This window comes from Paenibacillus sp. FSL L8-0333 (assembly GCF_037965665.1).
GTDB classification, from domain to species: domain Bacteria; phylum Bacillota; class Bacilli; order Paenibacillales; family Paenibacillaceae; genus Paenibacillus_AQ; species Paenibacillus_AQ odorifer.
Map to the genome: position 1 here is coordinate 5815660 of NZ_CP150186.1, position 26673 is coordinate 5842332.

Consider the following 26673-nt stretch of genomic DNA (forward strand, 5'->3'; position numbering starts at 1 on the left):
TGTAACAAGGAGGAAACAACGTGAACAATATTACGCTTGGCGTCCACCTCATCGTTAACAATGAAGCTGATCTTCTGCCCCACTGTCTCACAAGCGTAGCAGGTGTTGACGAGATTGTAGTCATAGATACAGGCTCTACTGACGAATCCATAGCTATTTCCCAAGCGCACGGGGCTAGAGTATTCCAACGGGAATGGACAGAAAACTTTGCTGCAGCGCGTAACGAAGGCCTCGATCAGGCGGATACCGATTGGATTCTAGTCCTTGATGCCGATGAACGCCTGCAAACTCCACTTCCGGAACTCCGCAGCCTCCTGCAAAACACGCAAGCTCAGGCTTTTACAGTAAACATTGATAATTGGCTTGGCGTTCGGCCTGAAGATAAGGTAAAGCACAGTGCGGTTCGTTTATTCCGAAATGGACAGGGTTATCGATATAGCGGAAGAATTCATGAAGGAATTGACGCTGCAATCCTTAAATCACATAACAGCTCGGCGATTGAGCATAGTGATATTGAAATTGAACACTTCGGATATATGCCGGAAATCATGGCACGAAAAAATAAAATCAAACGCAATGAACAGCTGCTGCGACTCGCTTTAGCCGAACAACCGGAAGATCCTTTTCACTCGTATAATTTAGCAGTCACCTGCTGTCAGGACGGTCGTCTTCTGGAAGCAGAGACATTACTTCGCCAGACCCTTCACCATGTGCCACTTGAAGCTTCCTACCGTCCTACGATGATTAGAGATCTCTGTAAAATTTATCTGGCTCAAGGAAAAACCAATATCATAGATCCCTTGCTGTTGCCTGAATTGGAGCGTTATGAGGATTACTCTGACCTGCATTTTTTATTAGGCCAATCTTTGGAGAGTCAAGGTTTGTTAGAACGTGCTTTTCAAGCTTATCAGCGTGCAGCATCCATTTCTGGAGATCAGGTTAATCAAAAATATGTATCTGAGCAAGGGATGAACACCTTCCGCCCACTTTATCGACTAGGATTAATCTCAGAGCGGCTTGAGCTTCAGGAGGACGCTGCGAGATTCTACCACCGTGCGCTTCAACACCACTCTTTATATAGGCCTGCCTTGCAGGGAATAGCTTCTGCTTTTCAACGCTTAGCTGTAACCGATGAGGAGATTGCCACCTTGCTGATACAACTCGTCCCCCCAACTAATGCTGCCCAACGAGCTGCGATTATTGACAGTTTATTTGCGATAAATGCTAATGAGGCCATCACTAACTTATCCCGAGACACTTTTCCCTTGGAATTAGAGACGGCAAATTGGATGATCTCTTCGCTCATCATTACCGGCAAGCTGGAAGACGCCTATACAACGATAAGACAAATGGCCTCCTTAGCTACGCAAGATAACCATGATTTAGAATATCTGAAAAAGTGGGCTACCCTCTGGGCTATTTGCTCTTGGTCGCTTTTTGGAGAATTCCACAATGACCTGCTAACCTATGTACCAGACGAACTTCGCTTCGGACTGCAATACATTCAGAAGTGCCACCAGCAACAAAAGGTAGATCCCGTCGAAGCAGAGGTAGATCCATTAACATTACATTCCTCATTCATTTCAGATTTGATCGAACAATCAGTAAAACTACACCAGCCCGCGTTAAGCGAAGCTTTGGTAAATTTGTTCCCTACCTTTCGGTCTGAATTAGCCGCAGCATTATATAAAGAAGGGAATAGGAATGCGGCAGGCGAGCATTTTATCAGGTTAGTTAGCGATCAAGCGGCTGATGCGAAGGTTCTTTTTTATATAGGTGAGATGGTCTTTGACAAGGGGCATTACACGGAAGCCAGTGAATGGTTTCAACAAGCGCTGGAGCAAATGCCTGAGCATGAGGCTGCCCGAGTGGGTTTAGCACTCTGTTACCTTCAGCAAGCGAAGCTTAGCATGGAGGATGCTCTGAACAGCTTGGATGCAGCTAACGTCCACGGTCCACTGCAAACGGATATTGGTGCCATCCATAAATCCATCTTTTTACTAAATCGTACACCGTGGCACACACAGTGGAGCTTCCGCCAGAGCGAGGGGAGGGCAGCCAAATGAACATGCCAAGCCAAAAACCTCTGATTTCGCTATGCATGATCGTTAAGAACGAAGCAGATAGCTTAAGCCAATGTTTAAAAAGCGTACGTGGTGTCGCCGATGAGATCATAGTAGTCGACACTGGCTCTACCGACTCCACGCTACAAATTGCTCTAAGCTTTGGAGCTAAAGTTGTTCACCATCCTTGGAATGGCGATTTTGCCGCTGCCCGCAACGCGGGTCTTCAGCAAGCCCACGGACAATGGATTCTCATTCTGGATGGAGATGAGGAACTGGATGCGAAAAGTAAGGGGGAGCTGTTGCTGTGTGCGGAGCATTTGGAGTATGAAGCTTTTTTTCTGCGCATTCATAATCATAAAGGTTTAACCGCAGCTTCACAGACCATTACTGTTAATCCGATTATCCGCCTATTCCGTAACCGCCCGCAGTACCGTTTCAGCGGCATCATCCACGAACAGATTGCAGAAACGATCGTAAAAGCTACACCCAAAGCAGCTATGCATTTAAGCACCGTAGTCATCCATCATTACGGTTATGCAGACGGCGTAGTAGCAAAAAAAGATAAGATCAAACGAAATGTAGAGCTGCTCAAGGAACAGCTAAAGTTAAATCCCAATGACCCCTTTCACCATTTCAATATGGCTGTTGAATATATGCGGCTTAGTGAATATCAACCGGCTCTAGAGCATATCAAAAGATCACTTAACGAAGCTCCGCCCGACACAAGTTACGTTCATCTGCTGCACAAATATCAAATCCGCTGCCTGGCAGAATTAAAAGATTTCAACGCGGCGCTGGAAGCTTGCGACTTAGGGATAACCCTACATCCAGATTATCCTGACTTGGCTCATATCAAAGGTGTGCTGCTGTTTCAAATGGGAGCCCTAGCTGAGGCCAAAACAGCATTGCTGCAAGCCTTAGTCATTGGAGAAGCCCCTTCCGGTTACCATACCGAGTCTGGATTCGGATCTTATTTGACATTTTATTTGCTGGGACAGTTATGCGAAGAAATAGGCGATCAGACCGAGGCCTGTGCCTGTTATACCAAAGCTGCTCAGCTTCATCCCGATCCAACGCCCATTATAACCCGACTGATCCGAGCCTTAAAATGTGCTGAGCGCGAAAATGAAATTTCGGGCTGGCTTCACGCTCATCTACCCGAATACACAGCTGCTAAAAGCGGACTTCTCTTAGATTTATTGCAGATTGAGGGATGTGATAAGGCAGCAAAACAGCTGATGAAGACCACAGGGCAGCCCTCATCTAATGACTCGTTATTCAACCCAGCCTATCACCCAGGGCGTTCGGAGCTTTTGTTGGCGGATCGTCTGCTTGCCTCCCTCTCTTCTTCAACCCCCTATTCTCCAGCGGCTAAAAGAGTGCGGCTCGCACTTCCACTGCCCAGAGTTTCAGATTAGGAAGGACGTATTCCTATGACCACACCGGATATTACACTTTGCATGATCATTAAGAACGAGGCAAACCATCTGGAGAAATGCTTATCCTCTGTGTGCGGGCTAGTATCTGAGATTATCATTGCGGATACAGGTTCAGAGGATAACAGTAAAGAAATCGCTCAGAGGTTCGGTGCAAAGATTATCGACATTCCTTGGGAAAATGATTTTACCAAAGCTCGGAATATAAGCCTAGAGTATGCAACTTCTGCTTGGGTTCTGGTGCTGGATGCCGATGAGGCTGTAGATCATTGGAGTGAGAATCTGCTCCAGCCCTTGCTTGGTGCCGAGTATATTCATGGGTATTGGCTGCCCATTATCCACTATGTCGGTGATATACCTGAAGCGGATTTTGTTACAGATCATGTCTGTCGATTATTCAGAAATGACAAAAGAATTATTTTTCGCGGAAGTATTCATGAGGAGATTGCCAGCAGCATTTGGGAGCTTCCAGCGGGGGAGATCGCTTATGCAGATTTGCGTATTTTGCACTACGGATATTTAGAAGATGAATTGATGCGTAAAAATAAATATAACCGCAATTTAGCACTTATCAACAACGGTCTGCGGCTTCAACCAAACCATCTTTTTCTTCGTTATGCGTTAGGGGCAGAGTATTATCAGCAGGGACAATATAAAGAAGCGGCAGAGATCCTCCTTCCGCTGCTCACCTCCACTCCAGCCCCTTCCGGTTATGTCTCAGATATTTACCTTAAGACGGCTTACGCCTTACAACTATGTGGCCGAAAGCAGGAAGCTGAGGAAGTTTTTCGTACGGGGAGCGGTCTTTTTCCCGATTTCACGGATTTATTAGAAAGCTATGCCCTCCTGTTACTGGAACAAGGGAAGCTCAGCTCAGCCAAGCACTACTTGGAGCAAGCACTTCAGAGCGGGAATACAGCACATAAATACCCTTCTTCCTCGGGCAGTGGAACGTATCGAACAGAACTACTAGCCGGGAGAGTGTGTGAGAAGTTATACCAATACCCGGATGCGTGGAGACATTACGAGGCTTCCATACAACATAAGCCTGATTATACCGAAGCGTGGAAAGAATTTGTCCCACTAAGCCTTTTTTCTGGGGAGAAGGTGATGCTACGAGCATTGACCCACAACCATCTGCACTCTTTATCCCCTGATACTTTGAGTCATCTTCTGCCCGCAGCGCTCAATGCCCGCGATCCGGAATGGCAAGCTGAGCTTTCTACAGCCAGCCAGTTACCCTTATCTGTTCAGGTTGCATTGCAGGCGATTCTGGAAATAAACAATCAACCGGAACATCTTCAGACACTCGCACCGCTTGAACAGCTGCTTCATGATCCTTCCCATCTTTCCAACCGATCCTTTGTACTTGGCTACCTGTGGGCTTTCTCTTGCCGTATTGGAGATACTGAGTCTGCCATGCGCTGGCTTGTCTGTCTATTGCCTTACAGACCGGGGATTTTATCGATCCATCATCTTTTAGCGGGGAATTATAGGCTTAAAGCTGATCTTTCGGATCTCAACTATGCAGCACAATTGCTGCTTCAGACTGGTGCTTGGAATAGTTTATTAGCACTTTATCGGCATTCGCAAGGTTCTTCCTTTCAATGGTCCAGTCTGCCGCAGCCTTTACTTTACGGTTTACTCGAAGCCCCCACCTCCATAAAAAAACAATGGTGCTCTATTTATGTCAGCAAGTCTCCTCAATATCAAACGCCTGCGGACTGTACCGAGTGGCAATTATACGCTGCGATAGCCTACTCCTGCGGAGAGGTGCCCATCCTTCATATAGAAGATGAAGCCGCTTTGCGTAGAGTCGGGGGGGCTACCGCAGCCGTGAGCCTCGCTTATTACAAGCTGCAGCTCGCAGCAGAAGTTTATCCGCAAGGGATACCGTCAGCTCATATCTCTTCTGCGCTGCTTCTGAGATCTGCCAGCCGGACTTAGCCGGTTGGCAGGGCAGATGCGGATTTCAATGCTCCTCTTGCCATTCTACCAGATGGGGCTGCTCATCAAGGATAGATTCGTACTGCTCCAGACTACCCCAGCGCCCCTCTGGATCAAGCTCCAGGTAACGCGAGTATTTTCGCCGAAGCTCCTCAGGGGATATCGCCCAACCATAATGTTTCACACGCAGCTCGGTAAGAAAACCCGGCAATACCGAATAAGAGAGCGGAAGCCTTGGCACATGATGATCCATTTTCGGAAAAAAATAATGAAAGTTCGGCAAATAGCGGACTAGTGTACGGGTATGCTTCGTGTGGATATTCCAATGCTCATCTTCACGGTAATGTGTGGTGCCGCCCCAAAAATCAAATAATCGGAAGGATACCCAGTCATACACATCCTGATCGATGAGTCGCCTCATCTCCCGTTTAGCAGACTCTTCATAGAACTCATCGGCGTCCACAGACAGCAGCCAATCCGGATTCGTAGATACCGCCAGCTCCCACAATGTTTGCCGCAGCTCCCATTCACGGTTAAACAAAGAGCTTTGCAGGGTTACGAGCTTCTTAACTTTGGCAAAAGAGAGACATAACTGAGCCGTATTATCTGTACTTCCATTATCCACGATCACAATATCATCCACGAACTCACTTAATTCCTCCAGCACCTGCTCTAAATACCTTCCGGCTTCGTTCCTAACCTGCATTATAGCAGTCAGACGATTGCCAGATGTTTTGCGGAGTGGCCCTCTATGACTACTCATCCTCCACTCTCCTTCTCAATCGTCTTACAGCCTCTTCGAGATCTGCCATCTCTGACAAAAGTGGCCATGCCTGATTGTCTTGCCCTCCCGCATTTAAAAAGCTGCGGATGGCCTCGTGCCGCCTGCCATACAGCAAGTGTATGGTGCCTTCCATGGCTTCATCCACATTTTCTTGCTCATGTTGCAGCTCTATTGCCTTTTCCCATTGAAAAGTCCGCACATAATTTTGCACCAGCAACGCTTTTGCCTCGGAAGAAGTTAGCGGGCTTAAAATTCTTACCGCCGCTGCCTCATCCTCATTCCGGTGGAACAACTCCGCGCGAACCAGTTCATCCTGCCCGGAATGGAGCCAGCCCTCCATCCTTTCTACTGCTTGCTTCTCCTCTGCGGTAAATGCTGTAATCGCAAATTGGCGGACTGCCGTTTCCAGATTCCCTGTCTTGGCTTCTATTGCAGAAAAAAAACGGAAGTGTGAAATAAGGCAATCCAAATATTCATACAGCACCATTAACTCAAAGGATTGCGCCAGATATCGATTCGCTGTGGAGTCCCCAAGCAAATACAAATAAGATGCTGCCAAATAATGTACAACAGGCTGGTTGGGCAGCTTGGCGCACATCGAGGTATAATAATCCGCCCTAAGCTGGAGTTGAATCCTAAACCAGTCCGTAGCAAGGAGGGGCTCCTCCTGCCATAAGTTCTCAATCGCCTTACTCCACAACACTTCATAATCTGTCAGAAAATAAATCCGCTCGCGCTGAAATACAACTCCATAGGATTCCTGCTGATCCCCGTCGAGATAAATAACACTCTCCCTGCACAAGCTCTGCTCCAGATAGATCCGTTCTGACCGGGTTCCTACTAGATCAGCCTTTGCTCCAAGCAAGCCGCTGTATTTATCCCATAAGACCTTATTTTCTTCTTCCGGAAAGCGCTCTAACAAAGCCACTATATATCCTGCTTGCAAAGAAAGAACCTCGGGCAGCCAATAAGGAGAGGAGACCAGAAATGTGTACTCCCTCGCCTTGAGAGTATGAATATCCGCGATCATTACCGGCTTGATCTGGCTGTTAATCTGCTGCTCAAGAGTCATTCTTCCGGCAAAACAAACCTCTTCCCGCTCGGGAAGAAGATCCAACAGTCTTTTATATTCGTATTCCTCCCAGGAGCCTCTGCTCAGAATTAAATATTTCATGAGTGCGCCTCCCTGCCCCTGCTGCTATCTGCTTTCTTCCCCTGCGGTTCGGACAAATCCCCCACATAACCTATAGTTAGTGAAGCTTCAGGGTGAAGCTGCAATTGGTGCGAAGTGGACGCCTTACAGGTAATCACTCCAGGCACATTCCCGCCTTTATGAGCAACTCGCTCTAGCGGAAAAACAATTCCCGAAGGGTCTCCCTTAAGCAAATGCCCCACCTCTTCGTCCATATCCGTAGATAAACTAACGATCAGATCCGCGGAACCTTGGGTGATCGCCTTCACTACCCGTTCAACGTAATATTTCTCATACCTGATAGAGTCTGATAAATACACAGTTATCTCACTCTCAAATAATGCAGATGCATTCTTCAAAGCCCGCAGCCAAGCCTCTTGACCACGAACTGTAATCACTACATCCTGTTCATTTACTGGCAAGCCGGAAGCTGTGTTCATCCAGCTGTCCTTGATCCAGATCCAGCGAATATTCTTGTAGCTCTGCTGCTCCTGTGTAGCTGCCCATTCCTGCGGAAGATGGTCCCCATTCCCATCCTCTTCACAATAAACAATCGCCGTCACTAATGGCGTTGCCAAGGTTGCCTTACCGAGTGGAATAACAGGTTGTGTTGATTGTAAGAATCCATTCTGCGGTACAAGATGTTCTTCGTCTTCTAAGACATCTTCCAGCGCCCATTTTGTACTGTACGCCCGCCAGCCATCCGCAAGTGTTGGTCCGTTCAGCCTACTCTGGCCTCTATCAAGTGAATGTATAGCATGAACATACACAGCATCACTTAGCGCCAGCTTAGCTCCAGACTGCCGCGCTCGAAGACACCAATCGGCAATCATAAGAGGCCGCGCATGAAGCGAGGTGTCCAACCCTCCAATACGCTGAAGCAGCTCTTTAGAGAACAGGAGGCAAGAACCCGTTAGTACATCCATCTCTCGCCATTCTCCTTGGTGCCGGCTAAGACTATAGCTCACATGCGCAGCAAACTCATCATAGGTGCCGAAGTGAAGACGTTTCTTCCCTTCCCCTCTTTCGGTTGAAGAGCGAGGGGCAACCACCTTAACAGAAGCGTCATCAAAAGGAACCCACAATAGCTCATTTAGCCAGCCAGACGATACCATGGTCGAATCTTCAAGTAAAACCGCGAAACTGGTTTCGATCTGTGCCAGAGCCTGGTTAGGCATGTACTCCTCTTTCTCATAAGGAACAAAGAGAATCGACTGCTCCTGTGAGAACTGTCCGGCTAATGTATCCATAGAAAAATCAGGAGTCATTGCCACAGCAATAATGCGCACAGACTCTCCAGAATGGAGCAGCAGCAAGGGTAAGCAAGCCGCGGCACAATCCGGGCGGCTTAGCTCAACTACAAGGGTGATCCCATCTATACTCGGCAGTGGAAGTAGTCCCGTGCGTTCCAAGAACCCATACCTTCCCGCCAAGCGTTCCACATTCAGAGATTCTTGCGACATTAGGATTCACGCTCCATTTATTAAAGCTGTTCTACCTATAGTCTATGAGCGCTGAAGCGCGATATCCCCTTAATTTCCTCCGCCCGCTCCTTTATCTTCTTCCGTATGGTCTGCACCCGTACTCGCGGGATCAGTTGCCGCTGGAGACGGGTTGTTATCTTTCTGACTGTTGCTGGAGGTATCCTTACCCTGATCCACTGCTCCACTCTTATCCCCACCTACAGCTGGAGCAGGAATAGCAATTCCCGGAGCACTGCTGCCGTTCGCCCCCACAGGTTGACCTTGATTATCGTAGTAATACATAGGTACATCTCCAACAACCATCAGATAAGACACAGGAATTTCTGTATCCACTACCTGCGGCTCCATATCAAAAGGAATGACGACTGCAACCTCTGTCACAATATGAATATATACCTCGACCAGAATCATATTGATCCCAGCGTTTTGCTGGCGAGTACTGAGTTCAACCTTAACCGCACCTTGTGGTTCAATCTTGATCGGAATATCGGGTCCATAAGAAGCGATAAGGGGACTGCCCAGCGCCTGCCCCAGCGGAATATATTCTGTTCGATTATGCAATTCCTGCAGCGTAGACTGAATGACCTGTGCCGCTTGCGAAGTAATACGCATATGCTCCGCGTAGTTGAGCATGAACCCTGATATTTTCCCGTTCTTATCCGTCTTCCAATCAATTAGCTCTTCCGCATTCCCTCCATTCGCAACCTGAGAGGTAATCGCCTTATTAATCGATTCCGTAGCGATTTGCTTCACACGTATTTGTGCTAAATGCAGGATGGGCGGCTTCATATGCAGCTCCACATAGCGAAGTGACTGCAGCACCAGCACAAGTATTACTAAAGATGCTATCAGCCAAAATTTGCGTCGGCTTCTTGGCTTATGTGTTTTTCCGCCTGCAACCGTTACCTTACTCTCTGGCCGGCTGGATAACCTAAAGCGGCCTTTGCTACGTTTGGCTTCAAAGCGCGTACGCTGCGGCCTAACCGCTGCCCGGCTGGGTTTTGACTTGAATGCGGAGCTTCTTGCTGAGAATCTCCGATTCGTGTCCCCATTTATTTTTGGCAGCCGAAAATGGCCTAGATCAGGTATTCTCAGCCTTCGGTTCCCCCATTTTTTCAATCTGCCCATTGCAATAGTCCCTCCCGCCTTACGCAGAGGTCAAGCCACCTCCACTTAATTTAAGGTATTCGCTAAGAGGACAAAAAAGAAGAACGTTCCCTCCGGCAAACTACGCCTGAAGAAACGTTCTTCATCCTTTAGATCATGAACTGGGAATATGATATTAGTGCATTCTGCTCCGCTTATCCTCCTGCAAATGGTCCCAATGACGCCGAATAAAGATACCAATGAGAATAGCAATAAACACCGCATACCAGGTAAGATAACCATTCCATTCTTCACGCGGAACAATTAAAGTTGATCCAATCGTACCGAATAACCATATATAAGATAAATTACCAAGCACGGTTCCCCATATAAAGGATGAGGCTTTAATCGGTGAAACAGCAGACATGAAATTGATTACATTGTTCGGAATAATCGGAATCGTACGCAATAGTACCAGCGTCCAAATCCCGTATCGATCCAAGTAACGTTGCCATTTATCATAGCGCTTCAGTTTGGTTCTCCATTTTCGGTCAAACCAGTTATACAGATATCTCCGAATAAGAAAATACATCAGTATTCCGCCTAGATTGCAGGCCAGCCAACTGATCAGCATGCCTCCAATTACGTTAAAAACAGAGACATGCAGCACGATCAAAATTACGAATGGAAAAAATCCTAATATACTCTGCAAAAGTGCGAGCGGGATGGTCACGAATAAAATAGATGGCCCGCTAAGGCCCAGCGTTTGCAGCAGCCAATCAATCCAGGTATTTATGGTCTCTGTCATGAAGCAGTCTCCTCTCTTGACTCCTTGCAGCAGCTGCCTCCTGATTTACTTTGACAAAGCATAAGTCTAAGTGTGTAAACTAGGTATCCATTCTTATTGAAATATAAGCACAGTACATTAAGAGCTTGTAATACTTTGCTTATATTCCCAAGAAAAACACCCCTTACGGGGTGTTTTATTGAATGAGCTTGCTTATGAAGTGTAATGTGTAAAGAACAGTAGTTAGCGTACAAGTTACATTTTTGTTTCCATTTATTCTTCACATCATAACACAGTTTTTAATTTACTTACAATTCTATACCTGCAACCCAAGCATTCACTTTATCCGGATTGCTCTCAACCCAAGTTTTAGCGGCTTCTTCTGGTGACTTACCACCCTGAACCTCAATCATTACTTTAGCCATATCTTCCGCTGTCCATTCGAATTGATCCAGGAATTTGTAGACATTCGGCATGTCATCTTTCAGACCTTGGCGGACCATCGTGTGGATCTGTTCATCCGCACCATAAACCCCTTTTGGATCTTCCAGATACTTCAGATCCATATTGGCGAACATCCAGTGTGGTGTCCAACCTGTAACAACGATTGGCTCGTTGTTGTCATAAGCCTTTTGCAGTTCCTGAGCCATCGCTGCGGATGAGCTTTCAAGAAGTGTGTAATCGCTAAGATCATATTCCGCAATAGCCTTTTCTGTGGTTGTCATAATGCCAGCACCTGGCTCAATGCCGATAATGCGATTGTTCAGCTTTGCTGCCATATCACTGTTCTTCAAGTCTTCAATAGAATTAATATCCATATAGGCTGGAACAGCCAAGCCAACCTTAGTTCCGTTTAAATTCGCACCCAAATCTTCAATTTTTGCACCATACTTTTCTAGATAAGCCGCATGGGTACTTGGCAGCCAAGCTGCAACCATTCCATCCGCACTACCGTCTGCAACCCCAGCCCACATTGGGCCAGCATCTACCTGCAGCATTTCAACGGTAGCTCCAAGCTTAGTTTCAAGTACTTCCTTTACTACATAAGTACTCGCAATTTCCGAATCCCATGCTACATATGCTAATTTTACCTTCTCTTTACTTGATGAAGAACATCCAGCAATAACAGCAATCATCATAATAACTAACAGGAATACCCCTATATTTTTCTTCTTCATTTATTTAAAACTCCTATCTTTGTTTTGGTTTTAGTGCGTTCTGTGTCAAACGGTCCAGCAGAATGGCAATAATAACGATCGCAATCCCTGCTTCGAATCCGTCTCCTGTCTTAGCCTGTGATACCGCACGGTATACATAGGCACCCACGCCCTGTGCACCAATCATCGATGAGATAACAACCATTGACAGTGACAACATAATTGTCTGGTTCACACCTGCCATAATTGTTGGTAAAGCGATTGGAAGCTGCAATTTAACTAATTTCTGAGTAGGTGTCGATCCGAAAGCATCTGCTGCCTCCACCAGTTCCTCCGAAACCTGACGAATTCCGAGATTGGTCAAGCGAATCGTTGGCGGAATTGCAAAAATAATCGAAGCTATAACCCCTGGAACTACGCCCAGTGAGAAAAAGGATACCGCTGGCAATAAATATACAAAAGCCGGCATCGTCTGCATAAAGTCCAAAATAGGCGTAACTATATTTCTAACGGTATTTCTCTGCGCACATAAAATACCAATCGGCACACCAATTACTACAGCCAATATCGAGGCGGTTAGAACAAGGGCCAAGGACTGCATAGAAGGTCCCCATAATCCCAGATTATCAATCAGAAGCAGCCCAATGACCGCAAATAGTGCCATGCGCCATTTACCGATCCAATAAGACAAAGCTGCAATAATCACGATAAGTACTAGTGCTGGCAGGAAGGTAAGTGCATTTTCAATGCCAGCCACCATACCACCGATAATCGAATGGATGAAGTCAAACAGGGGCCCACAATAAGTCGTCAGCCAATTTTCCAACCACTCGAGTGCCTTTCCCAAAGGCAGTTTAGGAATGTCCATTATAATCCTCCTTCCGGTACCGCGTTGCCGGCGAGTGCGGAAAGAACGGCTCCTTTAATCACAATACCCTTCAATTTATCCGCTTCATCTACGACGGCTACAGGCAAATGTGTCTCAGATATTAATTCAAAGAAATCATTGAGTAGCGTTTCCGGTTGTACACGTGGGATTTCTCTCCGCGTTACTTCCAGAATAGATTTATTATCATTCAGTGCCTTAAGGGCATCCTCAGCTGTAATAACACCCAGAAGCTTATTTTCCTTGTCCACTACATATAGACTGAATATACCACTGTCACGCATTAATTGAAGCGCTACCCGAGGCCCGCGTTCAGGTCTGACTGTTTCCGGCTGACGCATTACATGAGCTGCAGTCAACACCTTGGACAAGTCCACATCCTCCACGAATCGCTCTACATATTTATTGGCAGGTTGGATGAGGATTTCTTCCGGTGTACCAATTTGCACAATGACTCCGTCCTTCATCAGTGCGATCCGATCTCCAATCCGCAAAGCTTCGTCTAGATCATGAGTGATGAACACGATGGTTTTCTTCACTCTGGCCTGTAATTCCAGCAGCTCTTGCTGCATGTCTTTACGAATAAGCGGATCCAGTGCACTAAATGCCTCATCCATAAGCAGGATATCCGGGTCGTTGGCAAGGCCCCGTGCCAGTCCAACACGCTGCTGCATCCCTCCACTGAGTTGATCAGGACGATGATTCTCCCAACCTTTCAGACCTACCAGATGCAAAGCTTCCGTTGCCAGTTCAGTTCTTTTCTTTTTATCTACGCCCTGAACTTCAAGTCCGTATGCTGCATTCTCCAGTACGCTTCGATGTGGAAATAATGCGAACTTCTGAAACACCATACCGATGTTCTTCCGTCTGAATTGGCGCAGCTGCTCCGGATTCATTTTCACAACATCTTTCCCTTTAAAAAGAACTTGCCCCCCTGTAGGCTCAATCAAGCGGTTCAACAAACGAACCAGCGTCGACTTACCGCTGCCGGACAAACCCATAATGACGAATATTTCTCCTTCTTCAATGCTGAATTCGGCTTTGTTGACTCCGACTGTCAACTTCAATTCCTGAGCAATTTTTTCCTTCGACATCCCTTGCTCTAATAAAGGAATCGCGCGTCCCGCATCATGACCGAATACTTTGGTTAGTTGTTTCACCTCTATAATAGCCATGCCGTCCTCCTTCTCCCGAAATGTTATCCGGGTTTAGTTCACTTATAGTAGTTTACCGGACTATTGAAAATTCATGCAAACACCATATACGGATAAAATTTAGTGTACAGTTTTAACTTTACGAACTTTATGTATGGAATACTCTGTTTTACGCCAAATTCCTTTCTTCATGAATTCTTTACTTATGGAGGGGGATTTGATTACAATACATTGTATAAGGTTGCAGTCTATCGACCTATTCCTCAGGAGGGACATCATGAACGATTTAGAAGGGCTTACGCCCGAACAAATAGAGAAGATTAGTAAAGCCCGTGAACGTGTGATCGATTCTATCGGCAAAAACATGGATCTGTATGGCATTACCTTGTCTATTGGACATTTATACGGTTATATGTACTTCAATCAAGGTCCAGTGACACTGGATGAACTCAGCAAAACAATGGGAATGAGTAAAACGTCCATGAGTACGGGAGTCCGTACCCTTCTAGATCTGAAAATGATCGACAAAGTATGGGGGAGAGGGACGCGCAAAGACTTGTTCACCACTGTGCCTGACTGGCATCAGAACTTCAGTGATTACTTCTCTATTAAATGGAGAAAAGCCGTCGAAGGTAATATGATCTCACTAGCGAAATCACTTGCAGAAATTAACGATATGAAAAAAGAGTATAGTGACGATAGTAAACTTATGCAGCTCTTAAATACAGATGAAGAAAAAATAACTGAATCCATTAACTACTACCGCTGGTTGCTGAAACTAATAGAATCTTTTGAGAGTGGCAAAATTTTTGAATTTATCCCTAAAGAAACTTAAATCTAACCCACAAAAAACACACACAAAAAAAACGACAGTGCTCCTGTAAAAAGGAAAACACTGCCGTTTTTTTCGTTTACCCTTCGATCAAGCTTACATCATCCAAATAAATTGTACTGCCCGCGCTAATTTCACTATTCGTCTCCGTACCGTTCCCATCTATAAGCCCTAGCAAAAATACCAGATGAACACCTGCGTCTGTTGCCCCATTCATCGTAAATGTGTAGCTGTATTCGTCCATATTTTGGGTCAAGGCTACAAGCTCAGCTTCCATATATTTGGTGTAATCCCCGCCTTTATGCTCCACAGCTACCTGAATATTGCGGTTTACTGTAGAACGAGCTTTAAACTTCAAGGTGTACGTTTTTCCCTGAACAAGCTTCAGATTTTCGTAATCCACCTGTGCGCTAAAAGGGGCTTGCCCGGTACCTGTTAAGTTGATAGCAAATTCCCCCTCTTGAACAGAGGCAGATCCGATTCCGTCAAAGTACTGGCTCCAGCCCGTTGCATCTACATCGAAGGTTCCATTATCCAGCGTACCGCTTGGCGGTATTACTGGTGGACCCCCTTGTACCTCCCTGACCACAATATCGTCAAAAGAAATCGTATGCGGCGTACTGTTAGCCGCAGGATCAGCGCCCAGCGTTTTGCCAATCAGATAATTAAGCTTCAGCGGATTGCTGTTCGACACCGTAAATTGTGCTGAATAAGTAGCCCAATCCGCATGAATATCAAACTTAGCTTGTGCGGAAGCAGCTGAAGTATTGGAGTATTCTAACACAATTTGCCGCGGAACCGTTGATTTCGCCTTGAAGCTCACCTCATACGTTTTTCCGCCCTCCAGTGGAATACCCTCTTGGAAAAATTGTGTATGCCACGCTTCCCATCCGGCCGACGTAATCAGGATTTCAGCTACGCCATCCTTCACATTAAACGCGGAGACGCCACCTTCTCCGGACCAGGTAGTCCAGCCCGTCTTATCGCTGCCAAACGAACCATTGATGACTAGATTGTTATCATTAGCTAGAATAGTCTGCGTGACAGTTGCAGTAACATAATGTTCAGCCTCAACAGTAATGGCATAACTTCCTTCGGCCGGAAATACTGCTGCTTCAATTGTGATTTTTCCCGGTTCAATAGTGTACTGCTCTGCATTAAGTATTGTACCGTTAACCTTTACCGCCATGATTTGATTCCGCCAATTTGCATTGTCGATAAAAGTAAGCTCAATCGGCTGCGAAACTCTGTTATTGCTGCTGTCGCTTAGCAGCTCCTGCGGTTTGGCCGGTGCATTTTTGATCTCAAATTTCACATTGTCAATGATAATATCATGGTTTTGAGGAATACTAATCCCCTCAACCTTCCCAAGCAGGAATTTTAGAGACAATGTATCCTTGCTTCCTTGCCGGAATTCGAATCTGTAATGATTCGTCTCCGGCGTTACCTCCACGATATTGCTGAACGAGGCCTGATACGTACCATTTTCTACGTTCACCCCGATTTTGCGGATTACGGTTGAACTGGCGTCAAATTCAACCACATAATCCATTCCAGCAGCAGCTTTCAAGTTGTTCTGAAACAACATTACAGAATACGCCTGACTGCCGGTATTCGTAATGCTAAATTTCGCTGCTCCATCTGCAACCGTAGCGCTGCTCTGACCACCCTGCTCTGTCAACAGGCGGTCCCAGGCGCTAAACCCAAAGTTAAATTCACCATTCAAGAGTGGGTAGTATATTAGCGATGGATCAAAATAGAAGCTAGTACGCAGCATCTGGAAATTATCCAGAATGACTGTATCCGCAGCACCGTTTAACAGTAATACGAATTGTCCTTCATGATCGGTTGCACCTGCAAGATTGATAAAGGTAGCTTTAATTTTTTGCTCACCTTCGCTTAAGTTAACCGGTTGTTCTGCCTGTACACTGCCGTCTTTCCCTAGTAGTTGAACCGTTCCTGTGCGTGCAGAGGAGACTGAAGCATTGAACGTAACCTCATAGTCCTGCCCTTGAATGAGCTGAATTCCCTTCTGAAGTAACCGAACCTCACCATTTTCACTGCCGCCAATCTGCAGCTTTAACTGGCCATTGTCATTAACGCTTGATTCTACCATGGCACCACCAGTTGCTTCCGTATGCCAATAACTCATCCGATTGGGTTCCCCAATATCGAAAGTACCATTGTACAGATGATTACCGTTGGCCAGCGGTTCCTTCACACTATCATGCGGGAATTGAATATTCTCAATCTCTTCTAATCTGACATTACCAAACCATACCGGTGAAGTATTGGTACCCACGTTGAACTCGACGCGTGCAGCAATATCTGAGTTTTCCTTCATTTGAAACATCGTCTCGTAATGGGTCATCGCTGAAGTTAGATCTACCTTAAGCGATGGAGAATACGCTGCAAATCCACGAGATTCTCCACCTGTTAACCGGACGCTCATACTGCGGGACATATCGGTTTTGGCATCGAAGCTGAGTTTATAGAACCTGCCTTTAGCTATAGATACGATAGCTTGGGGTTGAATCGAATAAAAATTGCCGCCACCACTGCTGATATCTACCTTCACATAATTGCGCTCCCCAATAGGAACGGTAGAAACCGTAGCTTCAGCCCCTGCTTCTTTATAAAGTACCCAATGTGCGGTATTCGGGATTCCCATACCGTCATCCCCCGGCACCTGCTCCGAATAATTGTTGTTATAGACCATGTTGCCGTCTGCCAGTGCAAGCTTGGAGCCTTCTGGATAGGCTTCCTTCTCCAGTGTAACTGGAATAGGCTCGCGGTACTCACGACCTGTCAGCTCATAGACTCTAACGTAATCGATCTCCATCGATTTTGGAAATACGGTTTCGCTAGTCGGATCACCATCAAAGTTACCACCTACGGCCAGATTCATCAGCAAGTGGAACTTCTGATTAAACGGCGCTGGATACACATTATTGGCAGGCTGCCCATTGCTGATGCTATACCAGTCATTTTTGGTCGAATATAATTCACCATCCACATACCAGCGAATTTCGCCCGGCTCCCACTCAATAGAGTACGTATGGAACTGCTCAATCGTAGCGTTATCCGGAAATACATACTCTTTGCCGGAGTATACATTGTTCGGCGCCATACCGCCGTAATGAATCGTCCCCGCTACCGTGTTTGGACGACTGCCCCAGCCTTCCATAATATCAAGCTCACCGGAAGCAGCCCAAGTCCCGTACACATCGTTCTCCGGCAGCATCCAGATCGCCGGCCAGTACCCTTTTCCAGTAGGTGCTTTGGCCCGAATTTCAAATTTGCCATATTTTTTACTAAACAACCCTTTAGTCTTAATCCGTGTAGAAGTATATTGTTTGCCAGCTTTTTCTTCTTTGTGGGCCGTAATGATCAGGTTACCGTCCTGTTCCTTTACATTCTTCTCATCGTTGGTATACCACTGCTTCTCATTGTTTCCCCAACCTGGATTGTTGTATTGCGAACCATCTCCAAGGTCATAGGTCCACTTTGTAGCATCAATGTCTCCATCATCAAACTCATCCCCCCACACCAGTGTCCACGGATCAGTGGTCGGTGTTGGTGTTGGTGTTGGTGTTGGTGTTGGTGTTGGTGTTGGTGTTGGTGTTGGTGTTGGTGTCGGTGTCGGTGTCGGTGTCGGTGTCGGTGTCGGTGTTTCGGTTGGTGTTGGTGTCGCTGTTGGTGTCGGTGTTTCGGTTGGTGTTGGCGTTGCTGTTGGTGTCGGTGTTTCGGTTGGTGTTGGCGTTGCTGTTGGTGTCGGTGTTTCGGTTGGTGTTGGCGTTGCTGTTGGTGTCGGTGTTTCGGTTGGTGTTGGCGTTGCTGTTGGTGTCGGTGTTTCGGTTGGTGTTGGCGTTTCGGTTGGTGTAGCAGTGGCCGTAGGTGCCGCCGTTGCTTCAGGTGTGGCGCTTGGCGTCGTTATTGGACCTACATTCCCCGAACTGCTTGGCGCTGAGCTTGCTATTGGCAATGTTGTTTTGCCAGTGTTTCCTTTTTTCAATGCTACACCGCCAATCGTCACTCCATCGGCTTTGTTATCTATTGTGGTTACGCTTCCGCTGCCTTGAATTGCTGTAGCTCCAGCGCTCGCAGATAGGATTAGTGCCGCCACTTGTGAATTGTTCACCAATGTTAAATGGGTCGGACTTCCCAGAGTAAGGCTGCCGACAGTTCCAAGGATTCTTAACAAAGAACCGCTGACTGCTGAGTCTGCCGAACGAACCGCTCCAAATGTTCCGCGAAGCGAAATATTGTGAGGAACGACATCCATCTCAACATCCCCAAACCCTGCCCCGGTAAGATCGCTGCTTTCTTCCAAGATTGACCCAGATAGCAGCTGCACAGTACCCACAGCTGTCGACCCGCTGGCATAAATCCGAACCTTACCATTAGGCTTGGCTACTTGAAGCAGTCCAAGAGAAGTATGGTGTAAGCCGATACTTTGCTCGCCGCCTCCCCGTACAAAAGTAGTCCCTGTTACCTTTACACCTTCAAGCTTTGCATTCCCTTCAGCTATCCCCTCGGTTAGATAAAGATTACCTTGGATGACCGTGTCTTTAAGAATCACATCAGCCCGATTAATGACTACATTGCCCTTTACTGTTCCTAGTGAAGTCTCTCCTGATTTCAGGAGGAGTCCCGAAACCATTCGATCAGCCAACTGAGCTAACTCTGCACGGGTGATCCCACCATCAGGCTTAAACAAACCTCCAGGATAACCTTTTACATAACCTGCACTCGATAGAACGGCTATTGCTTTTGCGGTTTCATCGCTGACTCCGTTCAGATCGGTGAATGCTGTTGTACTGCTTTTGTCTGCATTGAAACGAAACACTGTCTCCAATGCTAACGCTGCCTCCGCGCGCGAAAGTGCTTTTGAAGGATAAATATTGTTCTTCTGATCACTGCTTAAATAACCAGCTGCAATCCCTTTGGCTATATCATTTTTATACCAGTCTGTGGTCTGGACATCAGCGGGAACCTTATCCGATTGCTCCTGATAATTAAATATACGATTCATAATAGCTGCGAATTCTGCCTTCGTGACTTCCTTACCCGGACGAAACGACCCGTCGTCATATCCGCTTATGATCCCATTTGTGCTCCAACGCTGTAATGGGCCTGCGGCCCAATGATTTGGAGATACATCGGTAAACGCTTTCAATCCATTGATTGGTTCATTTTCCACTTTCGTTGCCGCTGAATCAGGTGAGTTTTCCTTTAACGCCTCTGCCGCTGAAGCATTCATGCTCCCAACCGGTGATAGCAGCCCGGTGACAAGGAGCATAGCAGCAAGTGCTGCTGTGAAATTCCTTTTCATCCTAAACATCACTCCTCGAATTTCGTAATATTCGTAATTCAAGCGAAAAATCGAAATCGGTTTCGACAATGCTATTGTTGCTTAGTTTTCTATTTTTGTAAAGATGTAATTTTGAATTTTTTTACATAGATTATTTTGGAGTAAATCTGCATAGTGAAATATATATTTGACTTGTTTCGGCAATAATAATAGACTGAAAACAATTGAATTTTCATTCACCCTATTCATAATAACTCGCAAATAACCGCTCTAGAACAGTCTTTTTCTCAAATTTCAACGATTTAGCGGAGGGTGGCATTATTAACTATGAATATCAAAATGATTGCCGAAATGGCCGGCGTTTCTGTCTCGACTGTTTCGAAAATTATGAACAATTACAGTGATGTTTCCGAAAAGACCAAGCAAAGAGTTTTGGAAATCATCGAACAAACCGGATATTCACCTTCCAACTCCGCCAAGACACTCGCAACTAAGAAGTCGAATCTGATCGGGGTTATTTTTGCTGGCGAGCTTAATGTCGAATTTACACATCCCTTTTTCGTAGAAGTGCTAAATTCTTTTAAAAAGCAGATGGGCGTTCTGGGCTACGATCTCATTTTCTTTTCCAACGAGAAATTCATCAGCAGCGGCGATTATTTCGCTCGATCTGTTCATTTTAATGTGGATGGATGTGTCATTATTTCCGGGCAAAAGATGGAGCCTACCATCCGCGATCTGGATATGAGCAGTATTCCTTGTATCGGGGTCGACCTTGAGCTAAAGGGCAAAAAATCCGGCTTTGTGATGTCAGATAACTTTCAGGTTTCTTCCAAGGTCGTGGAGCATTTTTATCTGCTTGGCTATAGAGAACTTGGATTTATCGGAAGTGCAGCGGATTCAGATATTTCTAACCTGCGGGAATCCGGATATGTCAAAGCTATTGAAAGCTTCGGCCTCACTTTGAACCGTCAGTGGTTTGTTCATGGCGACGATTTCTTTGAGCCCAGCGGTTATACGGCTATGCAGCAATTAATTCAAGCTGGAAATTTACCAAAAGCCATTTTTGCGGCTTCTGATTTGCTGGCTCTGGGAGCCATCCGGGCTTTGAAAGAACACGGTCTCAGCGTTCCTGAAGATATTGCCATTATCGGATGTGACGACATTGAAGCCTGTAAATATACAAGTCCAAAACTGTCGACCATCCGCCAGAACAAAGAACGGCTTGGCATCCTCGCTGCCCATATGCTCTATGACTTGATTAACAATCAGTCTGGCGGTGGATCATTTGTAGTGGAGCCTGTGCTTATTGTGCGTGAATCCTGTGGCAGTCAATTAAATACTTAGTTAATCAACAAAAAAAGACAACTTATGTAAGCGGGTTTCCGCAAACGGCGTTGTCTTTTTATTGATTATCGAAAATGTTTCGTTATCTATCTTCATTGGTCTCTAGCTGGCCGAACTCCACCTCTTAATATGGAGTAGGTATCCCTACCTGATGATCCAAATTCAACTCAATCAATTGTCCTGCCTGGGTTAATCCGGCACCAAAACCATACATCAGGATCTTTTGTCCATTTTGTACCTTGCCCTCGCGGATGCCCAAATCGAGTGCTAAAGGAATCGTGGCAGCAGATGTATTGCCGAAATTCACAAGACTGTGCAGCACCTGCTCCAGCGGATAATTTAATCGCTCGCAAATTGGCTCAATCATCCGCATATTAGCGCTGTGTGGAATAAACCAGTCTACTTCCTCCAGACCTACCTCCGCTTTTTCTAGCAGCTGTTGCACACCTAAAGGAACCGTTCTGACCGCCCAGCGAAACACTTCTCGTCCGTTCTGTACCAGCATTTGTGTATCTACCAGCTCAATATTGTTTACAGTATGGGCAAGCCCCGTACGGTAAACATGATGTGCCCCACCGCCATCACTTGCCAGCTGGAAGCCTAAAAATCCCGTCGTCTGCTCATCACTTTCCACAAGCACTGCTCCAGCGCCATCCCCAAAAAGAATACATGTACTGCGGTCAGTATAATCCGTAATCTTGGAGATCGTATCCGCACCAATAACCAGTACCTTGCGATGCATTCCTGAAGCCACATAACTGTGAGCAGTATGCAGTGCATAGACAAAACCTGCGCATGCTGCACTCAAATCCATAGCACCAGCAGTCTGCGGAATGTTAAAACGATTTTGAATCAAAGAAGCTACTGAGGGAAAGGAAAAGTCAGGTGTACTCGTAGCTACCAGGACCATATCGACATCCTGAACGCTTTTTCCATAACGAGTCATAAGATCCTGCACAGCTGCTGCACATAAATCACTTGTATACTCATCCTGCCGACTAATTCGGCGCTCACGGATTCCGGTCCGTTGCACAATCCATTCATTATTTGTATCTACGATCTGCTCCAGATCGGCATTAGTCAGTCTTTTGGCTGGGACATAGGTTCCGATAGCGGTAATTTTTGCACCTGTCATTCCAATCACCTCTTCAATTAGTATCTGATATTAGTACTTGGTACTAATTATAACTCTGTGCCTGCTAAAAAGTAAAGAAGGCCGGTAAAGCATCCTAGCTTCCCGGCACTTCCGTAACTTTACGAACCCACTTAGAAACGTTTTCTATTACGCTGCTTTCTTTTTCTGACGAACAATATAATCGCAGTTACAACAACCACCACTAAAATGATAAGCACAATCACGATATTCCATACATTAGGCACATAAACCTGCATTTGAATTGGCTCTGTATCCGCTAGTGTAACATTCCAAGTAAGGGTTCTGCCGTCCTCCACATTTGCATTATTGTCTCCATATAGATCCACAGGTAACGTTAATTTAAAGTCGAAAGCCATGTTTTGCAAAAAAGCCCGAATAATCGGCTTCGATAAACTGAGCGATCCCATATTATCCATTATGGTGTCTATGTAGCTATTAAATTTGGGCTTCGCCTCAACGTCATATTTGGTATAAAACCAATTATCTTTGGTATCTAATTTCAGGTCCACAATATCCAAGTCACCAGAGAGTGCTTTCATATCCTCAAAAGAGGCATAAGATTTCACGAATTCATAGACTGTAGATTTTCCATCTTGGCTTTTCTCTAGCTCAATCCCCTGATCCTTAAGTTTGTTTACCAGAGCATCTTCCATTTTTCCGCTAATCAACGCTTCTGCACGCGAATTCACTTTCATGTTCACTGCAATATCTACGCTTCCATTCTTATTCACTGTGACATGAGCAGTGCCTTTAGAACAGCCTGATAATAGTACAAGCATTAAGAGCAGCCCTAGTAACGAAAACCCTCTCCATTTTGACAACAACATTTCCCTCAAACCCTTCAGTAACATGTATTTATATAACGGCTACCCATTCTATAAAGGCTAACTCATTTATATCATAGAATCAAACTCTATATGAATGAATAATCAAATTTGAGAACCGTCAAACTTAAACTTTATACGCGCATAAAAAAGAGGCCCTCACAGAAGTAATCATTTCTACTCATGAGGTAACCTCTTTCATAAAAACAGCACACGTAATGTTACTTCGAACGCTAGTTGTTCACACGATGCTCAATGTTACTTGGAGTGCCTATTGTTACTCAAGATGCTCATTGTTACTTGGAGTGCTCGACGTTACTCGGGATGCTCAATATTATTCGGAGTGCTTATTGTCGCTTGGGTGCACGGTGTTACTTGGACTTTCAAAGTCGCTTTCGGACTCCAGAGCCGTTATTTCCGCACAAACGTCTCTTTTCATAAGCTATCGGACTCCAGCGTCACTATTGGTGCAAAACGCCCCCATTAGGAGCCATTTTACGAGGAATAGCGCCCCTCCAGTCCGAAACTACCCGCAAAAGGCCCTGAACCGGCAAATAGCGGCATCTGAGTCCGAAAGCACAACGCCAGCCAGCCAGCCAGCCCGCAACCGCCTTACTACCGTCCTCCCGCAACCGCCCAACTACCGCTCTCCTGCAGCCGCCCTACTACCGCTTACTCCGCCCTACTGCCGCAACAAACACTACTCAACAAACAACGTCCGACTCTAAAACCACTCCATTGCCCATCAAGCTAGGCTTATAGAGTCCCGCTTATGTGGTTAACGAGGTGCTTCTTTTCCCGGCTCCATGTAGTGAAGCATTCTCTTCACTCAAGCCGATATCCGCTTGGCGGAGAACCTTTCGCCCCCTCCAGCGCGCCAGAACAAGCAAGCCTCTCACCAATTCGTCGGCTATCATACAACAATAGATACCCATAAGTCCCCAGCCGACGCTGATTCCTAACCAATAGGAGCAGCCCACGCCAATGAGGGACATAGACACGATGGAAGTATACATCGTATAACGCGTATCCCCGATAGCGTTCAGCGCGTTGCCGAGGGCCATATTCAGCATTTTGGAGGGCTGGAGCAATAGATTTAGAGCTAACAAAGAAACCCCGATCGCAATAATCTTCGGATCAGATGTGAAATAACCGAGCAGCTGTTTTCCGAACAGGAATAGTAACAGCATGTTAGCTGACACAATGCTCAAACCAATAAAGAGTGTACGATACGCACTGCGATAAGCTTCTTTCAATTTGCCTGCTCCAAATAAATGAGCAATCTGTATCTGCCCCGCCAGCGCAAAAGCATAACCAAGTGTGAAGCAAAAGGACTCCAAGGTATTAAGATACGTGCGTGCTGCTAACGCTTCGGCTCCAAGTGCAGCCAGAAAGGAATATACAATAAGCTGGGAGAATACCCAACAGGAAGAATTGATCCCGAGAGGCCAGGCAATCTTCAAAATTTGCTTGAACAGCTTGCCATTGAATATGCGGAAATCTCTAAGTCTAACCTTGATCTCGAAAGAACGCCGGAATAAGGAGTAGAGAATAATCACTCCGACCAGTCTACTGATAATACTGGAGATCGCGATGCCCGCAAGGCCTAGCTGAGGCAGACCGAATACACCAAATATAAAAATATAGTTCAGAATTATATGAATCACGTTGATAATGATCCCTGTGTACATCGGTCCTTTGGTATTCCCTGTGTTGCGGATAGCGGTACCGAGGGAAGCGATCATCCCGACCATAAAAAGTCCACCGCCGACGTAGGAGATATAGACATTGGAAAGTGACAATAGCTCAGGTGCTATATTTAGAACCCCACCAATAGGGCCCGCATAGAAAAACAACACAATACTCACGACAATCCCCAACACGAGGCTAACCGATACTCCCATAATAGCAATCGTGCGTGCTTCACCAAAACGTTTGGAGCCCATTCTCTGTGCGATCAGAATCCCCGCTCCACCCGCAAATGTTGTAAAAAGCGTGGTCAATGCACCGAACAATTGATTGGAAATGCCGACTACGGCGACTGCATCATCAGAGATACGGCTGACCATTAATGTATCTACCGTACCCAGCAGAGTCTGTAGAAATACCTCTATAAATATAGGCCAAGCCAATACCCAGAGTCCAAAACCCTGTCTTTCTTTTTTCACTATACAAACCCTCCTCGTAAACCATGCCTACAGACTTAGCCTAAAAAATAACATCTTTATTCATTAGGTCAGACTAAATTATAGATGATATACTTTGGATGATGGTACAGATTTCAAACCAATTATTACATTATTCCAACCTCACTAAAAGGAGCTTCTGACATGAACATCTTGAACTTCACCGTTCCTCCGTTGCTGTACTACATTGTAAGCGGATTCCATACTTTCTCCCCCGGCCATTATCATATGAGCCGCCATAATACCCGGGTGTTCGATTTGCTTGTAGTTAAACAAGGCTGTTTATATATGAGTGAAGGCGGCCTCCCCTTTCAAGTAAAAGCGGGTCAGGCGCTCTTGCTTCGTCCAGACAGCCATCATTTCAGTACGGACAGCTGCAAGGAATCCACCTCTTATTATTGGCTGCATTTTCAAACGGTAGGTGAATGGAATATGACCGAGGATACGGCTGCTGCGCTTGAGAGGGACAACGTCAAAATAGAGAACTCCCTGCAATCTGACGAATTTGATATCCGACCGTTTAGCTTACGCCTGCCTCAGTATACGACTCTGCTGCAGCCGTCCAAGATAGAAGAGCTGCTCTCACAGCTGAATCAGCTTGTGCCTAATTCCCATTTAAGCGATACTCCATTTCAGCAGCAGCTGTTGTTTCAGGAGGTTATTCAGCAGTTATCCGCCTCCCTCAGCCATGAGCGCCCCTCGCCCTCCAAAACATGTGCAGAGCAAGCGGCCTCCTATTTACGCAGCCATTTTCGTGAGCACATCACTGCGCAACAGCTAGGGGAAAGCCTAAGCTTTCACCCTGTATATATCGCTCGTTGCATGAAGAAGGAATACGGCTGTGCGCCGATGGAATATCTGCTGCATTATCGAATTCAGCAAAGTAAACTTTTGCTGATGCAGACCAGCTACACGATTGCCCGTATAGCCGAGGAAGTCGGCTTCAATCAGGCCCCTTACTTCAGCTCCAGCTTTATTCGAATAGAAGGGACCACTCCGCGGGAATTCCGCCAACGCTTTTCGTAGATCCTGAAGACT

General features: G+C 46.0%; 18 protein-coding genes. 6 read left to right on the top strand and 12 right to left on the bottom strand.

The genetic code is table 11. The features are described 5' to 3' along the window. The first annotated feature begins 20 nt into the window (after positions 1-20). From NYE72_RS25925 to NYE72_RS25935, 3 genes are read left to right on the top strand one after another with little or no spacing between them, the layout of a single operon-like run. A complete protein-coding gene (locus NYE72_RS25925) occupies positions 21-2066 on the top strand; it encodes a glycosyltransferase (protein WP_339210746.1) in 2046 nt (681 codons plus the stop codon). Beyond that, a complete protein-coding gene (locus NYE72_RS25930; RefSeq protein WP_339210747.1) occupies positions 2063-3484 on the top strand; it encodes a glycosyltransferase in 1422 nt (473 codons plus the stop codon). Before NYE72_RS25925 ends, NYE72_RS25930 begins: the two co-directional genes overlap by 4 nt. A 15-nt stretch (positions 3485-3499) precedes the next feature. Then, entirely contained in the window at positions 3500-5449 is a 1950-nt protein-coding gene (locus tag NYE72_RS25935) for a glycosyltransferase (RefSeq protein WP_339210749.1), read from the top strand. A 25-nt stretch (positions 5450-5474) separates the two neighbouring features. Here the strand turns inward: NYE72_RS25935 and NYE72_RS25940 are convergent, their stop codons facing one another. The 8 genes from NYE72_RS25940 to NYE72_RS25975 form a co-directional block, all read right to left on the bottom strand. Then, positions 5475-6212 carry a glycosyltransferase gene (locus NYE72_RS25940; RefSeq protein ID WP_339210751.1) on the bottom strand — a complete coding sequence of 246 codons (738 nt, stop codon included), beginning with the start codon at positions 6210-6212 and terminating at the stop codon, positions 5475-5477. Next, on the bottom strand, positions 6205-7407 hold the full coding sequence (locus NYE72_RS25945) for a hypothetical protein (protein WP_339210753.1): 1203 nt from the start codon (positions 7405-7407) through the stop codon (positions 6205-6207). The genes NYE72_RS25940 and NYE72_RS25945 overlap by 8 nt, the downstream gene beginning before the upstream one ends. Then, complete coding sequence (locus NYE72_RS25950; protein ID WP_339210754.1) at positions 7404-8888, bottom strand: hypothetical protein; 1485 nt, start codon at positions 8886-8888, stop codon at positions 7404-7406. Before NYE72_RS25950 ends, NYE72_RS25945 begins: the two co-directional genes overlap by 4 nt. A 69-nt stretch (positions 8889-8957) precedes the next feature. Further along, on the bottom strand, positions 8958-10037 hold the full coding sequence (gene yunB, locus NYE72_RS25955) for a sporulation protein YunB (RefSeq protein WP_076141798.1): 1080 nt from the start codon (positions 10035-10037) through the stop codon (positions 8958-8960). A 154-nt stretch (positions 10038-10191) separates the two neighbouring features. Next, positions 10192-10803, bottom strand: coding sequence for a VTT domain-containing protein (locus NYE72_RS25960; RefSeq protein ID WP_036685356.1), 612 nt, complete (start codon positions 10801-10803; stop codon positions 10192-10194). Positions 10804-11090: 287 nt separating this feature from the next. Further along, a complete protein-coding gene (locus NYE72_RS25965) occupies positions 11091-11960 on the bottom strand; it encodes a glycine betaine ABC transporter substrate-binding protein (protein WP_038573223.1) in 870 nt (289 codons plus the stop codon). Positions 11961-11973: 13 nt separating this feature from the next. Beyond that, positions 11974-12807 carry a proline/glycine betaine ABC transporter permease gene (locus NYE72_RS25970; protein ID WP_036685360.1) on the bottom strand — a complete coding sequence of 278 codons (834 nt, stop codon included), beginning with the start codon at positions 12805-12807 and terminating at the stop codon, positions 11974-11976. Beyond that, complete coding sequence (locus NYE72_RS25975; RefSeq protein WP_036685362.1) at positions 12807-14000, bottom strand: glycine betaine/L-proline ABC transporter ATP-binding protein; 1194 nt, start codon at positions 13998-14000, stop codon at positions 12807-12809. The genes NYE72_RS25970 and NYE72_RS25975 overlap by 1 nt, the downstream gene beginning before the upstream one ends. 256 nt (positions 14001-14256) lie before the next feature. Here NYE72_RS25975 and NYE72_RS25980 point away from each other — a divergent pair, with 256 nt between their 5' ends. After that, positions 14257-14814, top strand: a complete 558-nt coding sequence (locus NYE72_RS25980; RefSeq protein WP_036685364.1) for a transcriptional regulator — start codon at positions 14257-14259, stop codon at positions 14812-14814. A gap of 76 nt (positions 14815-14890) precedes the next feature. On the opposite strand, the gene NYE72_RS25985 is transcribed toward NYE72_RS25980, so the two are convergent. Further along, positions 14891-20146, bottom strand: a complete 5256-nt coding sequence (locus NYE72_RS25985) for a carbohydrate binding domain-containing protein (protein ID WP_339210756.1) — start codon at positions 20144-20146, stop codon at positions 14891-14893. A gap of 306 nt (positions 20147-20452) precedes the next feature. Here NYE72_RS25985 and NYE72_RS25990 point away from each other — a divergent pair, with 306 nt between their 5' ends. Further along, the gene (locus NYE72_RS25990) at positions 20453-21469 is read left to right on the top strand and encodes a LacI family DNA-binding transcriptional regulator (protein WP_036685366.1); all 1017 of its coding nucleotides are present in this window, start codon (positions 20453-20455) and stop codon (positions 21467-21469) included. A gap of 124 nt (positions 21470-21593) precedes the next feature. On the opposite strand, the gene NYE72_RS25995 is transcribed toward NYE72_RS25990, so the two are convergent. The 3 genes from NYE72_RS25995 to NYE72_RS26005 all read right to left on the bottom strand — a co-directional run bounded on the left by NYE72_RS25995 (position 21594) and on the right by NYE72_RS26005 (position 25620). Continuing rightward, positions 21594-22604, bottom strand: coding sequence for a ketoacyl-ACP synthase III (locus NYE72_RS25995; protein WP_036685367.1), 1011 nt, complete (start codon positions 22602-22604; stop codon positions 21594-21596). A gap of 131 nt (positions 22605-22735) precedes the next feature. Next, the gene (locus NYE72_RS26000) at positions 22736-23452 is read right to left on the bottom strand and encodes a DUF3153 domain-containing protein (RefSeq protein ID WP_076141799.1); all 717 of its coding nucleotides are present in this window, start codon (positions 23450-23452) and stop codon (positions 22736-22738) included. Positions 23453-24219: 767 nt separating this feature from the next. After that, the gene (locus NYE72_RS26005; protein ID WP_076213680.1) at positions 24220-25620 is read right to left on the bottom strand and encodes an MATE family efflux transporter; all 1401 of its coding nucleotides are present in this window, start codon (positions 25618-25620) and stop codon (positions 24220-24222) included. Positions 25621-25779: 159 nt separating this feature from the next. On the opposite strand from NYE72_RS26005, the gene NYE72_RS26010 reads away from it, so the two are divergent. Beyond that, positions 25780-26661 (top strand): AraC family transcriptional regulator, encoded by an 882-nt coding sequence (locus NYE72_RS26010; protein ID WP_076213683.1) that lies wholly within the window; start codon positions 25780-25782, stop codon positions 26659-26661. Positions 26662-26673: the final 12 nt, after the last annotated feature.